The sequence below is a fragment of the Alteromonas sp. MTD1 genome, from assembly GCF_042848195.1.
In the GTDB taxonomy this organism is placed as follows: Bacteria; Pseudomonadota; Gammaproteobacteria; order Enterobacterales; family Alteromonadaceae; genus Alteromonas.
In genome coordinates this window covers 149,667-163,267 of the sequence record NZ_BTGG01000006.1, presented here as the reverse complement: position 1 = coordinate 163,267, position 13,601 = coordinate 149,667, and the positions used below count along the sequence as shown (strand labels likewise).

Sequence of the window (13,601 nt, the reverse complement as noted above, 5' to 3'; positions counted from 1 at the left end):
CGTACCACCAGCAGTTAGCGAGGCGCCCATGAGTGATTTTATTGAAGTAATTGACGATGTACTTCCTCCAGAGTTATGTACGCAATTAATGGCGCGCTTTGAAAGTAGCCCCAACGTAGTACAAGGGCGCACTGGCGGCGGTGTTGATTTAGATAAAAAACGCAGTATGGATGTGTCGATAAGTCGAAATAGTGAGTTTCAAGACTTATTCCAGCAGGTAATGCAGCATACGGGTCAGCAACTTGTAGCCTACATAGAGAAGTATTTTTACGCGTTGGTAGGCCCAATTGGCCTAACGGTGCGTCACCCTAAAACCGGTGAGCCCGTAAAAGTAACAGGCGAGAACTTTGAAGAAGTGGGTAAGCCCAACCTTGCCAACCTTGTGAATTACCTATTTCGCGTAGGTGATGTTAACGCGCAGCGCTACACAGCGGGGAATGGTGGTTACCCTTATTGGCATTCTGAAGTGTACCCACAAATGCAGCACAACGACGCACTGCACCGCATTTTACTGTTTATGTATTACTTAAACGATGTGGAAGAAGGTGGAGAAACCGAGTTCTATTATCAAAATCGTGCGGTTAAACCCAAGGCGGGAAGAATGGTTATTGCGCCTGCGTATTTTACCCATACGCATCGCGGTCAAATTCCAAAGAGTAACGACAAGTATATTCTTACATCTTGGCTTTTATTCAACCGCGCCGAGCAAATTTACACGCAAAGCTAACCTTTAAGGCTAGCTAGGTTTAAAAACCTTCTACAGCTTCACCTGTTAGGCGGTATCCCACCGACGCTATATCGCCTTTCCACCCATCGGTAGACAAGGTGCCAGTAACCCAAATGGCATCGTAGATATTGTCTATGCGCACGCCGTCTTCAAATTTTACATACACAATTTGATTTGATGGCGGAGGCGGTACGTGTATACATGCGCCAAAGTAAGGCACAAGCAAAAATTCAGTGGTAAGTTCACCGTCACCTTCTAGCGGAACAACAAAGCCTGGAATTTTTACCCGTTTTTTGTCGTAGGTTTCAACTACAGGTGCATCGGGTTGAAGCTGACTCATTTCGCCATTGTGCTGTACAGCTGGTGGGGCAAGCTCATTAAAACCCTCTGGCACCAAGTCTTCCCAGTATACCTCTACAGGTTCGTTGTTTGCAGACAACGACAGACTTGTCATCATCACACACAAGGCCAAAGTTAATAACCGTGTTGCTTTTAAAAACTGCATATCTGTTTATTTCTCTACTTTTCTTTTCACTTTGCTTTTTCAACTAAGCGCTTTACAAAATACGCTTTACAGAATCTTAGCTAAAAACAAAAAGGGCTGGTATCAACCAGCCCTTTTTATCACTAATGTGTAGCAGCGTGAATTATTCTGCTTCGAAACGCGCGATGCTTGCGGTAATTTCGTCTTTAGCCGCTTGAGCATTTGCCCAACCGTCAATTTTCACCCACTTACCTTCTTCAAGATCTTTGTAGTGCTCGAAGAAGTGTTCAATTTGCTTAAGAAGAAGCGCTGGGCAGTCTTCAATTTCTTTAACGTCACGGTAAATAGTAGAAAGCTTGTCTACTGGTACAGCTAGTACTTTTGCATCTTTACCAGATTCGTCAGTCATGTTTAGTACGCCAACTGGACGACACTTAATTACTGAACCCGCTAGAAGAGGGAAAGGTGTCATTACTAGTACGTCAACTGGGTCACCGTCTTCAGACAAGGTGTTGTTAACGTAACCGTAGTTAGTTGGGTAGTGCATGCACGTTGCCATGAAACGGTCAACAAATAGTGCACCTGTGTCTTTATCTACTTCGTACTTCACCGGGTCAGCGTGCGCTGGAATTTCGATGATTACATTTACTTCGTCTGGTACATTCTTACCAGCAGAAATAGCACTTAAGCTCATTCTATGGTCCTTTCAATGATATGTGAGAAATTTTGCGCTAAGTATACGGCGAGCGCGGCAAAATAAAAACGGTTTACGACTCTTGTCGTACTAATCTCTTTATTTTTCGTTAAATTTTGCCACTTTTTACCGTTATTTGCTTATGAACGGTAGCTCACACACATATCTACTTCATTACTTGAGCCAATAATACAAGGAACGCGTTGATGAATTTCTTCGGGCATAACTTCAAGAATACGGCCATCACCTGTTTCGGCTTTACCACCCGCTTGCTCCATAAGGAACGCCATAGGGTTTGCCTCGTAAAGCAGACGCAGCTTACCCGCTTTAGATGGGTCGCGGCTGTCATATGGGTACATGAAAATACCACCGCGGCATAGTAAACGATGAATATCGCCCACCATGGCGGCAACCCAACGCATATTGAAGTTCTTTTCGCGCGGCCCTTCTTTACCTGCAAGCAAGTCTGCAATGTACGCCTGCATTGAAGGTTCCCAGTGACGCTGATTAGATGCGTTAATGGAAAATTCTGACGTATCTGCCGGCACTTGAATGTTTGGATGCGTAAGCAGGAAGCCGCCGTGGGTTTTATCAAGCGTATAGATATGCGTACCGCGACCTGTAGTCAGCGCAAGCATAGTAGACGGGCCGTAAAGCACATAGCCTGCAGCAACCATTTGTGTACCCGGCTGTAAAAACGCCGATGGGTCGTCAGGCTCCATCCATTGAGGCGCGTGAGTAATAGAGAAGATAGTACCAATAAGACTGTTAATCTCTGTGTTTGAAGAGCCGTCTAGCGGGTCGAAGCTTACTAAGTATTTACCTTCTGGATTGCACGGTACAACGTCGTCTTCTTCTTCAGAAGAGATTGCTTTTACATAGCCAGACTCACGAAGCGTATCTTTAAGAATTTGATTTGAAATAACGTCGAGCTTTTTTTGTGTCTCGCCCTGAACGTTCTCAGATAGTGTAGAACCGAGTACACCAGCTAGCGCGCCTTGACTCACGCGGAAAGAGATTTCTTTGCAGCCTGCTAACAGCGTACGAATGAGCAGAATTAACTCAAGCGGTGCACCGTCTTGTTGCAATTGGGAATTTAAACGTTTCATTGAATGTAAGCCTTTTTTCGTGTGTAGGGTGTTTATGTGAAAAGCGGCTCCACGTTCCTTAGTGGTCGCGATGCTTTTTACATTTATCGGTGCATTGGTTCTATTTTTTGTGCTTTGCAGAAACATCTGCGTGCATGCCTTATGTCATCGATGATTAGATTGTAACCGTGTTCGACCTCAAGTGAAACATGCATATCAATAACCTACTACACAACATACCAGTTTTAGGCTGAAGGGCGATTGCAAAAAGTTGCTAGGCAAGTACACCGCTAAGGCACTGCCCAACAGCGTTTCATAAATTCACAGCCAAGCAATAAAAACCCATAAATTGCATGATGGCAGCCTTACGCGGTTCTGATACAGTACCCTATCACATGATAATTCTTAGAGAATGCGCTATGCATGTACACATTTTAGGCATTTGCGGCAGCTTTATGGGCGGTATTGCCGCTATCGCTAAGTCGCTAGGTCACAAAGTAACTGGTTCGGATAACAATGTTTATCCTCCTATGAGCACGCAGCTTGAAGCCTTGGGTATTGAACTTACCGAAGGATATGATGAAAGCCAATTTAACCCTGTACCTGATATGGTAGTAATAGGTAACGCGATGTCGCGTGGGAATCCGGCTGTTGAATACGTTTTAAACCGTAATTTGCCCTACACCAGCGGCCCACAGTGGTTACTAGACAACCTCTTAAAAGACCGCTGGGTTATAGGCGTGTCGGGAACTCATGGTAAAACAACCACCACAAGTATGGTGGCGTGGATATTAGAAAGTGCAGGACTCAACCCTGGCTATCTTATCGGCGGCGTACCTGAGAATTTTGGGGTTTCTGCTCGTATTGGCGAAAGCCCATTTTTTGTTATCGAAGCTGACGAATACGACAGTGCCTTTTTCGATAAACGATCTAAGTTCGTGCACTATCGGCCTAAAACACTGGTCATCAACAATTTAGAGTTCGACCATGCCGATATATTTACCGACCTTAATGCCATTCAAACGCAATTTCATCATTTAGTAAGAATGGTGCCTGAAAACGGTCTTATACTTACCCCGAACGATACCCCTTCCATAGAAGATACTTTGCAGCGCGGGTGTTGGTCGTCGCGTCAATCTTTGGGTAAAACATGGTCAGCAGCATTGCACAATAAAGATGGCAGTGCATTTGATGTGTTACACAACGGTGAAGTAGTGGGTACTGTAAACTGGTCACTAATGGGGCAGCATAATGTCGATAACGCATTAATGGCTATTGGTGCGGCGCACCATGCAGGCGTGACATTAAAAGACGCCATTCACGCGCTATCAAGCTTTAAAAACGTTAAACGACGCATGGAAGTTAAAGGGCAAGTGAATGATATTACGGTATACGATGATTTCGCACATCATCCAACCGCAATAGCCACAACCCTCGACGGGCTTCGAAAAAAAGTGGGTAACGCGCGCATACTTGCCGTGCTTGAACCCCGTTCTAATACGATGAAAATGGGGGTACATAAAGACACACTGGCTAATTCGTGGCAGAAAGCCGATGACGTATTTGTGTATGAACCACAGGGTATGGATTGGTCTCTGGTAGAGTCTGTAAAACGAAGCAGCGCACCCGCACAGTGTTTTCGAGATGTGGAACAGATCGTTCAGAAGGTTACAAACGTAGCACAGGCAGGCGACCACATTCTTATAATGAGTAATGGTGGCTTTGAAGGTATTCATGGGCGCATCTTGCAAGCGTTAGAAAACAAGTAGCAAACATATAGACAATAGTTACGTTTATGCACAGATAGCGGTGTTTAAGCTTGTTACAGAATGCCCTACACATGGACACCAAGCATCTGTGCTTTCCACTGTCGCTAGACATTGGCGCATATCATTGAGGCAATAAAATGAAACACGACAAGCAAGTCACACTTGCTATCACAGGCGCATCAGGTGCCCCCTACGCGCTTACACTGCTTAAGTCGCTAGTAAACGCTGATTATCAGGTTTACGTATTAATTTCTTCGGCGGCAAAAGTAGTGTTTGCCACTGAAGAAAATATAAAAATTCCAGCGCGTCCTGAAGATGCTGCAGCATTTTTTGCCGAACATTGCGACGCTAAACCTGACCAAATAAAAGTATTTGGTAAAGAGGAGTGGTTTTCCCCGGTAGCGTCGGGCTCGGCCGCACCAGCTAAAATGGTGGTTTGCCCGTGTTCAACGGGTACGCTGTCTGCCATAAGCATTGGCGCAAGCGACAACTTAATTGAACGCGCTGCCGATGTTGTACTTAAAGAGCGCGGTCAGCTTATTTTAGTGCCGAGAGAAATGCCACTGTCATCAATTCATCTTGAGAATATGTTAAAGCTATCACAAATGGGCGCAACCATAATGCCAGCTGCGCCAGGGTTTTATCACAACCCTAAAACTATTGATGACTTGGTAGACTTTGTTGTAGCACGTATACTTGACCATCTAGGTATTGAACAATCATTGGTAGCACGTTGGGGCTACCACACTAAGAAACACGCAGAGGAATAACTATGTTCGCGTTCGCAAACAGGACTTGCGCAGTCGCGCTTAGCGCAGTAATGGCATTATGTGCCGCAACACCCGCTTTTGGATGGGGGCAAACAGGTCACCGTGTAACAGGGGCTATTGCCGAGCAGTATTTAAGCCCACTTTCACAAGCGGCACTGATGGAATTATTACCGCATGGTTCGCTTGCCGAGGCATCGACACATGCCGACGAAATGCGCTCTAACCCAAGTGAATTTTGGCAAAAAACGGCAAGCCCATGGCACTATGTTTCTGTGCCTGAAGGCAAAGAATACCATGAGGTAGGTGCGCCTCCTCAGGGCGATGCAGTAACCGCACTAAAGCAATTTACCGAAACGTTGAAAAGCAAAACCGCAACTATTGATGAGAAACGCTTAGCGCTTCAGTTTATCGTTCACATTGTTGGCGATTTGCATCAGCCACTTCATGCGGGTAACGGCACCGACCGCGGTGGTAACGATGTTAAAGTACGTTTCTTCTGGCAAGACTCTAATCTACACCGCGTGTGGGACTCGCAAATGCTAGATCAGCGCGACTTGTCTTATACAGAATGGACTGAGTGGCTTAGCAAAACCATTACTTCACAAGATATTCGTGATTGGGCAACCACTGACGTTATGATATGGATAAGAGAAAGCACTGAAATTCGCGACACTATATACCCAGAAAATGCGAATAACATGAGCTATGACTACCTTTACAACCATTTGCCCACGGCGAAGAAACGTTTACAAATGGCTGGCATCCGCATTGCTATGTACCTTAACGAGGTATTTGAAGAGGCACAGCGATAAGAAAAACGGAGGCTAAAACCTCCGTTTTTTTTTATGAAAATCTAATCAACATCGAGAGGTTCGGGCGAAAGAATAACGCCAGTACTGTCTGCATAAAGATGGTCTTCGGGTAAAAATGTAACGCCACCAAAATTTACTGGCACATCAACTTCACCGATACTTTCACTCTCTGCATTTACCGGAATTGCGGCCACAGCCAGCACACCGATATCTAACTCAGCCAGGCTATCCACTTCTCGCACACTGCCATAGCAAACAATGCCTTCCCAATCATTATCAATGGCAATTTGCGCCGACGAGGCGTCAAAAAGCGCGCGTCGTGTTGAACCGCCGCCATCAATAAGAAGTACCTTTCCCGCGCCGGGTTGAGCGAGCACTCGGTCTATCAACCCTCGATCTTCAAAGCACTTAATTGTAGTGACCTCTCCCCCAAAGGAATAGCGACCGCCAAAACTTGCGAAAATAGGGTCTACCACGTCTACGTTGTCAGCAAACAAATCGCATAATTCAGATGTGTTGTATTCCATTGCTCTGCCTTACATACATTGATAACGAGAGAGAGGAGTTTAGACCTCTTAATAACTAGCATAGCATTAAATGAAGTAATGCAAACCTCTGATTATTCGTCACTCGCAGAATTATTCGGTTTCAGTCAAACAACATCATTATATTTAACGCATGCGTTAAATGAGCACACATATTGCTAACACACATTGTTAAACCTATGGTGCAGACAACATTGTGTGCTTGATTGTAAGAAAAGTTTCTTTTTTTCGTCACCCACAGGTCACAGAGCGACTTTAGCCTGTGCATTAAATAACCGAAAGAGGACGAGGCGATGCTTATAAAATCCTTGAATAAGGTCGATACTGACTTATTTTATCGCCTGTACAAACTGACGCTAAAAAGAGACTGTCGCAGCATTATTTGGTTGTCTAAAACAGGTGACGGCTACCTTTATTTCGTTATCGGCATGCTGCTTTGGGCCTTCGAACCAGAGCACGGCGAAATATTCCTCTATACGGCACTGATGGCATATGCCCTTGAGCTACCTATTTATGTATTGCTTAAGAAAATGTTTAAGCGCCCTCGCCCATGTGACTTCCTTATCAATTTAAAGGCACACGTAACACCATCAGATAAGTTTTCGCTTCCTTCGGGCCACACAGCGGCAGCATGGCTAATGGCGAGCATTGTTGCGCACTATTATCCGCCTTTTGCAGTTATTGCTTACAGTTGGGCTTCGCTTATTGGCATGTCGCGCATTTTACTTGGCGTACACTACCCGTCAGATGTGTTGGCAGGCACCTTACTTGGCATCACTATCGCTTCTACCAGCATTTACATTTTAGGTTGATATGAAATTATTATATGGCGTTCAAGGCACAGGTAACGGCCACATAGCACGCGCTCGAATTATGGCTGCCGCATTGGCACTACGTGACGACATAGACGTCGACTTTGTTTTTACTGGTCGCCCGCCCAACAAATATTTCGATATGGATGTATTTGGTAGTTATCGAACGTTCACAGGCCTAAGCTTTATCACAAAAAGTGGAAAGGTAGATAAATGGGCCACGGTAAAAGACGCCAACATTAGCCAGTTTATTAAAGACGTAAAAGCCTTTGACACCTCAGGCTACGACCTGCTCATCAACGATTTCGAGCCGGTAACAGCGTGGGCTGCAAGACGACAAGAAACCCCGTCAATCTCTATTAGCCACCAAGCATCATTTACCTACGATGTTCCTAAAAGTGGTAACACGTTTTTAGACACCTTGTTAATGAAAATCTTTGCGCCAACAAAATTACAGCTAGGCGTGCATTGGTATCACTTTAATCAGCCAATTATACCGCCGTTTGTGGTAGACAAACCTGCCCTCACGCCAGCTAAAGGCCACGTACTGGTATACTTACCGTTTGAAGAAGTAGCAGACATACAGCAAATGCTCGAACCGTTAAGCGATCAGCAGTTTCAATGCTTTCATCCCAATATCGAGGAGCAAAAGACGGCTGGGCATATTACGTGGTATCCAACGTCTAAAAAACAATTCCAAAAAGCGCTTCAACATTGCAGTGGCGTAATCGCTAACGGCGGCTTTGAACTGTCTAGTGAAGCATTACAGCTGGGTAAAAAACTCTTAATAAAGCCGCTTCACGGTCAGTTCGAGCAATTATCAAATGTGTTAACGCTCAGCCAGTTAGACTTGTGCCAAACACTATTTCAGCTAGATACCGACATTGTTGAAGAGTGGTTAGAAGCGCCAGACAACGAAGCCATTGCCTTTCCAGACAACCCCAATATTCTTATTGATTGGCTGAAAAATGGCGACTTTTCTGATACCAAAAGCCTTTGCGATGCTCTGTGGAAAACCGTGCAATATGGTGATAAGACGAAAGAACGATTATTGGCTCTTGCAATTTAGTACCGCAATGCGATGATAGCGGCATTTGTCGTAATCTTCGCGGGATTTTTCGTGCTTAAAAAGTCGGTATTTTTTCTGGTAACACTTACAGCATTATGTGGCTGTGGTTACAAAGGGGCGCTTTATATTCCAGATGCGCCCACGCAAAATGCACCTTCTGAAACACCCTCTGATAACGCTAGTGGCGCTGTTCCTTCTTCAGACACTGATACCCCCGCATTTACCTCTGGAGAACTTAATTAGTGGATTATTTCGCTTACAACCAGGGCCAACTGTGTGCTGAACAAGTGCCGGTTGCCGAAATTGCTGCAACTCACGGTACACCTGTGTATGTGTATTCACGTGCTACGCTAGAACGTCATTGGCATGCTTTTAATGACGCTATCGGCGAACATCCACATTTAGTGTGTTACGCGGTAAAAGCTAACTCGAACATTGGTGTGCTTAGCGTTTTAGCAAAACTAGGTTCTGGTTTCGACATTGTATCTGCAGGTGAACTAGCCCGTGTCATTGAAGCCGGTGGCGACGCAAAAAAGGTAGTATTCTCAGGCGTAGGCAAAAAGCATGATGAAATACGCTATGCCCTTCAACAAGGTATTATGTGTTTTAACGTTGAGTCTGAGCCAGAACTTCACCGCATTAATGAAGTAGCGGGTGAATTAGGTGTAAAAGCGCCTATATCGCTGCGTATTAATCCAGACGTAGACGCAAAAACGCACCCGTACATTTCTACCGGTCTTAAAGCTAACAAATTTGGTATTGCGCGAGAGCGCGCTTTGTCTACCTACGAACTAGCAGCTTCACTTCCCAACCTAAACGTTGTAGGTATGGACTGCCACATTGGTTCACAGCTTACTGAAATTGGCCCATTTGTAGATGCGTTAGAGCGCTTGTTAGTACTTATCGACGAGCTTGCTGAACGCGGTATCATTATTGAGCATTTAGACGTTGGTGGTGGTTTGGGCGTGACCTACAACGACGAGCAGCCGCCCCATCCCAAAGCTTACGCACAGGCCATGGCAGAAAAAATGGTAGGCCGCGAGAACTTAAAGCTTATTCTTGAACCAGGCCGTGCAATCGCAGCCAATGCAGGCATTTTAATTACTGAAGTTGAGTTTATTAAAGAAGGTGAAGAGAAAAGTTTTGCCATTGTTGATGCAGCAATGAATGACTTACTTCGTCCGTCGTTATATCAGGCTTGGCAAAAAATTATTCCTGTAAAAGAAGGCAGCGCTGCTACGCCGCGCACTTACGACGTTGTAGGGCCAGTATGTGAAACTGGCGACTTTATTGGAAAAGACCGCGTTTTAGCCATTGAACCAAAGGATTTGCTTGCGGTACGCAGTGCTGGCGCCTATGGTTTTGTAATGGCTTCGAACTACAATAGCCGCTGCCGTCCAGCCGAGATTATGGTTGATGGTGACAAGGCAATTGTGGTGCGTGAAAGAGAAAATCAAAAAGATCTCTGGAAAGGTGAGTACAAACTTCCGTAAACTAGAGACAAACTAATAAGATAGATGCGCTGTTAATGCAGGTTCAATTTTCAAAAATGCACGGTTTGGGTAACGATTTCATGGTTATTGATAACGTTACTCAAAATGTATTTTTCTCAAAAGAAAAAATTCAACAACTGGCCGACCGTAACTTTGGTATAGGCTTCGATCAGCTGTTGATGGTTGAACCGCCTTACGACCCCGAACAAGACTTCCATTATCGCATCTTTAATGCCGATGGCTCAGAGGTAGAGCAATGCGGTAATGGCGCGCGCTGCTTTGCCCGATTCGTAAAACAAAAAGGTTTAATTAACCGCAATAAAATTGTGGTAAGTACAAAAGCTGGCAAAATGGTGCTGTACCTTGAAAAAGACGGCCAAGTTACCGTGAATATGGGTAAGCCTGAGTTCGAGCCAGCTAACATTCCTCTTAAAGCTAACAAGCAGGAAAATACCTACATTCTTCGCGTAGGTGAAAGCACGCTGTTTATTGGTTCTGCGTCAATGGGTAACCCTCACTGCGTTATGGAAGTAGACGACGTTAACACTGCCAACGTAGCTGAAATAGGACCACTAGTGGAAAAGCACGAGCGCTTTCCCGAGGGCGTAAACGTTGGCTTTATGCAAATTCTAAACGACTCGCATATCAAATTACGTGTATTCGAGCGTGGCTCTGGTGAAACCCTTGCCTGTGGTAGTGGAGCGTGTGCCGCTGTTGCAATTGGTCAAATACAGGGTAAATTAAGCAAAGACGTGCGGGTAGATTTACCCGGGGGCAGCTTACGTATACGCTGGCCGGGCCCAGATAATGTACTTAAAATGACAGGGCCTGCAGAACACGTATACGATGGACACATTAATTTATGAGCGAAGTAACAGGTCACTCTAGCGCCACAAACATAGTTGAGCCGTTTGATAATACGCCATCGCTTTCTGTGGAAGAGATACGCGATTTTCTGTTAGAAAACCCAGAGTTCTTTGCTCAACATCCCGACCTTCTTGAAAAAATAAGGCTTCCACACGAGCAAAAAGGCAGTGTATCGCTGGTCGAGATTCAAAGTGACCAACTTCGCAAAAAGGTACGTCACTTAACGCACAAGCTAAATCAGCTGGTAACCATTGCCAAACAAAACGAAAAGATTTACCGCGTTTACACCGACCTAAACGTGCAGCTATTGCGATGTGAGAGCGTTGCCGAAGTACAGTTCACACTAGAAGATGTGCTTCAAGAGCGCCTTCAGCTTTCGTCAGCAATAATAAAAAGTTTTAAAGGGCCACACGCAATCCCTGAACTGCAGCAACGCCTTTTCACCGAAAAGCGTTTTAAAAACACCAATTTCTTTTTTGGACGTTTATCGCAACACGAACGACAGCTTTTGTTTGGTGAAAACCAAGCTGAATCAGTGGCATTGATGTTACTGGGCGATAACAGAGATATCGGCATATTGGGCATTAGTAGTAGCGATGCCAGCCATTTCACCCCCGATATGGACACTTTGCTTCTTCAGCAGCTTCAACAAGTGTTAAACATTATTTTGCCAGAAATGATGGGATACTAACGGTTGTGTCTACGGACGCGTTACTTAGTGAACCATGCCAGCAATGGCTAGATAAGTTTTTACTTCACCTTCAAGTTGAACGAGGCCTATCGCCTCATACCCTTTCTAACTACAAGCGTCAGCTTAGCGAAGTGGGTAAGCTTTTAGGGCTTTATGAATGGTCAGGACTTACACCAAGCGATATTAAGCGCGTAATGGCAGATGCAAAAATGTCTGGCCACAGCGCGCGCAGCATAGCGCTGCGCCTATCTGCTCTTCGTACCTTTTGTCAGTATCTTATCGATCATCAACAGCTATTCAGCAATCCCGTTGAAGGTATACAAGCGCCCAAGCAAGGTAAGCCTTTGCCGAAGCAGTTAAGCGTTGATGAAATGCAACAATTACTAGGCTCGAAGGTATCGAGCACTGATGACGATGAAGGCATGCAGCTTCGTGACATCGCTATGTTCGAATTAATGTATGGATGCGGCCTTCGATTAAGCGAGTTAACCGGCCTGAACCTAGCCGACTGTTTAAAAGACGGCACAGTAAAGGTGATGGGTAAAGGCAGCAAACAACGTATTCTTCCCCTTGGAAGGCATGCACAAAAGGCGCTTAATGCGTGGTTAAAAGTACGACCAGCCTACGCATCACCCTATGAAAGTGCTGTATTTGTTAGCAAACGAAAAACACGTATTTCCAATAGGCAAGTGGCGAACAGGCTAAATAAAATGGCAGAGGAGCAATCGCTTTCGCAAAAAGTAAGTCCTCACAAACTGCGCCATTCTTTCGCAACGCACGTATTAGAGTCAAGCGGTGACTTACGCGCAGTACAAGAGCTGTTAGGCCATGCAAACTTGTCTACCACGCAAGTGTATACCCACCTTGATTTTCAACATCTTGCAAACGTGTATGATGCCGCGCACCCCCGTGCACATAAAAAATAAAGGCGTAAACCATGCAGTTTTTTAGACCTATCAATAAGGTGAAGGCGATGACCTTCGACCTCGACGATACGCTTTACAACAATGAACCCATTATAAGACAAGCGGAAAAAGCCCTTCAGGCGCATATCGCTAAACATCATCCAGTAGCAGCCAAGCTGGCTGCAAATGACTGGTTTGCGCTAAAAAAACAAGCCATAGTAAAAGACAACAGACTGGCGTCTGATATGGGTCAGTTACGTCGCGTAGTACTTACCGCTGCGCTATCTGGAACAGCGCCTGACGCTTTAAGCGTAACGCCATCCGAAGACCCGCTGTTGAATCAGGCCGTTGATGAATGCTTCAACTGCTTCTACGATGCAAGAAGCAATTTCGCTATTGAAGAAAACATTCTTCAAACGCTTGCAAAAGTAAGTGCCCACATACCCCTAGTTGCCATCACAAATGGCAATGTAGACACTAAAAAGATTGGAATAGATGATTTCTTTCAAGCAAGCTTACACGCAAGTTTACAACGACCAATGAAGCCAGCGCCCGATATGTTTAACGAAGCCGCCAATTTGCTAGATATTGCGCCAATGCACATATTGCATGTGGGCGATAATATCATTAAAGACGTGTACGGAGCACTAAATGCTGGATATCAAACCGCATGGTTTGCGTGTAACAGACCCATGAATTTAAACAGTGAACCCGCGCGATTGTTACCACATGTGCAGCTTGATTCACTGACCGAACTTACTCTTTTTATCAACTAGCCACCAGAATTTATCGACCAATAGTCTGGCTTGAAGATAGTGAGAGTTACCGCGCGTATACTGCGCTTAAAGGATCAGTAAATGCTATCCCTTTAGGGT

General features: G+C 45.1%; 16 protein-coding genes. 12 read left to right on the top strand and 4 right to left on the bottom strand.

Going from position 1 to position 13,601, the window contains the following annotated elements; translation table 11 throughout:
• Window positions 1-28: 28 nt before the first annotated feature.
• The gene (locus ACGHAV_RS09795; protein WP_390379725.1) at window positions 29-727 is read left to right on the top strand and encodes a 2OG-Fe(II) oxygenase; all 699 of its coding nucleotides are present in this window, start codon (window positions 29-31) and stop codon (window positions 725-727) included.
• 19 nt (window positions 728-746) lie between these two features.
• On the opposite strand, the gene ACGHAV_RS09790 is transcribed toward ACGHAV_RS09795, so the two are convergent.
• From ACGHAV_RS09790 to ACGHAV_RS09780, 3 genes are all read right to left on the bottom strand, one after another.
• Window positions 747-1,184 (bottom strand): DUF3299 domain-containing protein, encoded by a 438-nt coding sequence (locus tag ACGHAV_RS09790; RefSeq protein ID WP_334014744.1) that lies wholly within the window; start codon window positions 1,182-1,184, stop codon window positions 747-749.
• Between the two features lie 190 nt (window positions 1,185-1,374).
• A complete protein-coding gene (ppa, locus tag ACGHAV_RS09785) occupies window positions 1,375-1,905 on the bottom strand; it encodes an inorganic diphosphatase (RefSeq protein WP_334014532.1) in 531 nt (176 codons plus the stop codon).
• Between the two features lie 140 nt (window positions 1,906-2,045).
• Window positions 2,046-3,014 carry a class 1 fructose-bisphosphatase gene (locus ACGHAV_RS09780; protein ID WP_334014534.1) on the bottom strand — a complete coding sequence of 323 codons (969 nt, stop codon included), beginning with the start codon at window positions 3,012-3,014 and terminating at the stop codon, window positions 2,046-2,048.
• Window positions 3,015-3,412: 398 nt separating this feature from the next.
• Between ACGHAV_RS09780 and mpl the strand changes: the two genes are divergently transcribed.
• The 3 genes from mpl to ACGHAV_RS09765 all read left to right on the top strand — a co-directional run bounded on the left by mpl (window position 3,413) and on the right by ACGHAV_RS09765 (window position 6,344).
• Window positions 3,413-4,762, top strand: a complete 1,350-nt coding sequence (gene mpl, locus ACGHAV_RS09775) for a UDP-N-acetylmuramate:L-alanyl-gamma-D-glutamyl-meso-diaminopimelate ligase (RefSeq protein ID WP_390379721.1) — start codon at window positions 3,413-3,415, stop codon at window positions 4,760-4,762.
• Window positions 4,763-4,899: 137 nt separating this feature from the next.
• Complete coding sequence (locus ACGHAV_RS09770; protein ID WP_390379718.1) at window positions 4,900-5,532, top strand: flavin prenyltransferase UbiX; 633 nt, start codon at window positions 4,900-4,902, stop codon at window positions 5,530-5,532.
• Between the two features lie 2 nt (window positions 5,533-5,534).
• Entirely contained in the window at window positions 5,535-6,344 is an 810-nt protein-coding gene (locus tag ACGHAV_RS09765; RefSeq protein ID WP_390379715.1) for a S1/P1 nuclease, read from the top strand.
• 41 nt (window positions 6,345-6,385) lie between these two features.
• Here ACGHAV_RS09765 and rraA read toward each other — a convergent pair whose 3' ends face one another.
• Complete coding sequence (gene rraA / locus ACGHAV_RS09760; RefSeq protein ID WP_334014538.1) at window positions 6,386-6,871, bottom strand: ribonuclease E activity regulator RraA; 486 nt, start codon at window positions 6,869-6,871, stop codon at window positions 6,386-6,388.
• Between the two features lie 311 nt (window positions 6,872-7,182).
• Between rraA and ACGHAV_RS09755 the strand changes: the two genes are divergently transcribed.
• The 8 genes from ACGHAV_RS09755 to ACGHAV_RS09720 are packed head-to-tail and all read left to right on the top strand — an operon-like array spanning window position 7,183 to window position 13,502.
• Window positions 7,183-7,701, top strand: a complete 519-nt coding sequence (locus ACGHAV_RS09755) for a phosphatase PAP2 family protein (RefSeq protein WP_390379712.1) — start codon at window positions 7,183-7,185, stop codon at window positions 7,699-7,701.
• A 1-nt stretch (window position 7,702) separates the two neighbouring features.
• The gene (locus tag ACGHAV_RS09750; protein ID WP_334014541.1) at window positions 7,703-8,770 is read left to right on the top strand and encodes an MJ1255/VC2487 family glycosyltransferase; all 1,068 of its coding nucleotides are present in this window, start codon (window positions 7,703-7,705) and stop codon (window positions 8,768-8,770) included.
• A 51-nt stretch (window positions 8,771-8,821) separates the two neighbouring features.
• A complete protein-coding gene (locus ACGHAV_RS09745; RefSeq protein WP_390379709.1) occupies window positions 8,822-9,013 on the top strand; it encodes a lipoprotein in 192 nt (63 codons plus the stop codon).
• Window positions 9,013-10,263, top strand: a complete 1,251-nt coding sequence (gene lysA / locus ACGHAV_RS09740) for a diaminopimelate decarboxylase (RefSeq protein ID WP_390379706.1) — start codon at window positions 9,013-9,015, stop codon at window positions 10,261-10,263. The genes ACGHAV_RS09745 and lysA overlap by 1 nt, the downstream gene beginning before the upstream one ends.
• 35 nt (window positions 10,264-10,298) lie before the next feature.
• A complete protein-coding gene (gene dapF / locus ACGHAV_RS09735; RefSeq protein WP_334014544.1) occupies window positions 10,299-11,129 on the top strand; it encodes a diaminopimelate epimerase in 831 nt (276 codons plus the stop codon).
• A complete protein-coding gene (locus tag ACGHAV_RS09730) occupies window positions 11,126-11,821 on the top strand; it encodes a DUF484 family protein (protein ID WP_390379703.1) in 696 nt (231 codons plus the stop codon). The genes dapF and ACGHAV_RS09730 overlap by 4 nt, the downstream gene beginning before the upstream one ends.
• A 5-nt stretch (window positions 11,822-11,826) precedes the next feature.
• Window positions 11,827-12,747 (top strand): tyrosine recombinase XerC, encoded by a 921-nt coding sequence (gene xerC, locus ACGHAV_RS09725; RefSeq protein WP_390379701.1) that lies wholly within the window; start codon window positions 11,827-11,829, stop codon window positions 12,745-12,747.
• A gap of 11 nt (window positions 12,748-12,758) precedes the next feature.
• Entirely contained in the window at window positions 12,759-13,502 is a 744-nt protein-coding gene (locus tag ACGHAV_RS09720) for an HAD-IA family hydrolase (RefSeq protein WP_390379698.1), read from the top strand.
• Window positions 13,503-13,601: the final 99 nt, after the last annotated feature.

Coding starts and splice junctions, on each gene's coding strand:
- ACGHAV_RS09720 (WP_390379698.1), top strand. CDS start 12,759: ATGCAGTTTTTTAGACCTATCAATAAGGTGAAGGCGATGACCTTCGAC.
- dapF (WP_334014544.1), top strand. CDS start 10,299: ATGCAGGTTCAATTTTCAAAAATGCACGGTTTGGGTAACGATTTCATG.
- ppa (WP_334014532.1), bottom strand. CDS start 1,905: ATGAGCTTAAGTGCTATTTCTGCTGGTAAGAATGTACCAGACGAAGTA.
- rraA (WP_334014538.1), bottom strand. CDS start 6,871: ATGGAATACAACACATCTGAATTATGCGATTTGTTTGCTGACAACGTA.
- ACGHAV_RS09795 (WP_390379725.1), top strand. CDS start 29: ATGAGTGATTTTATTGAAGTAATTGACGATGTACTTCCTCCAGAGTTA.
- mpl (WP_390379721.1), top strand. CDS start 3,413: ATGCATGTACACATTTTAGGCATTTGCGGCAGCTTTATGGGCGGTATT.
- ACGHAV_RS09755 (WP_390379712.1), top strand. CDS start 7,183: ATGCTTATAAAATCCTTGAATAAGGTCGATACTGACTTATTTTATCGC.
- ACGHAV_RS09770 (WP_390379718.1), top strand. CDS start 4,900: ATGAAACACGACAAGCAAGTCACACTTGCTATCACAGGCGCATCAGGT.
- ACGHAV_RS09780 (WP_334014534.1), bottom strand. CDS start 3,014: ATGAAACGTTTAAATTCCCAATTGCAACAAGACGGTGCACCGCTTGAG.
- ACGHAV_RS09765 (WP_390379715.1), top strand. CDS start 5,535: ATGTTCGCGTTCGCAAACAGGACTTGCGCAGTCGCGCTTAGCGCAGTA.
- ACGHAV_RS09790 (WP_334014744.1), bottom strand. CDS start 1,184: ATGATGACAAGTCTGTCGTTGTCTGCAAACAACGAACCTGTAGAGGTA.
- ACGHAV_RS09750 (WP_334014541.1), top strand. CDS start 7,703: ATGAAATTATTATATGGCGTTCAAGGCACAGGTAACGGCCACATAGCA.
- ACGHAV_RS09730 (WP_390379703.1), top strand. CDS start 11,126: ATGAGCGAAGTAACAGGTCACTCTAGCGCCACAAACATAGTTGAGCCG.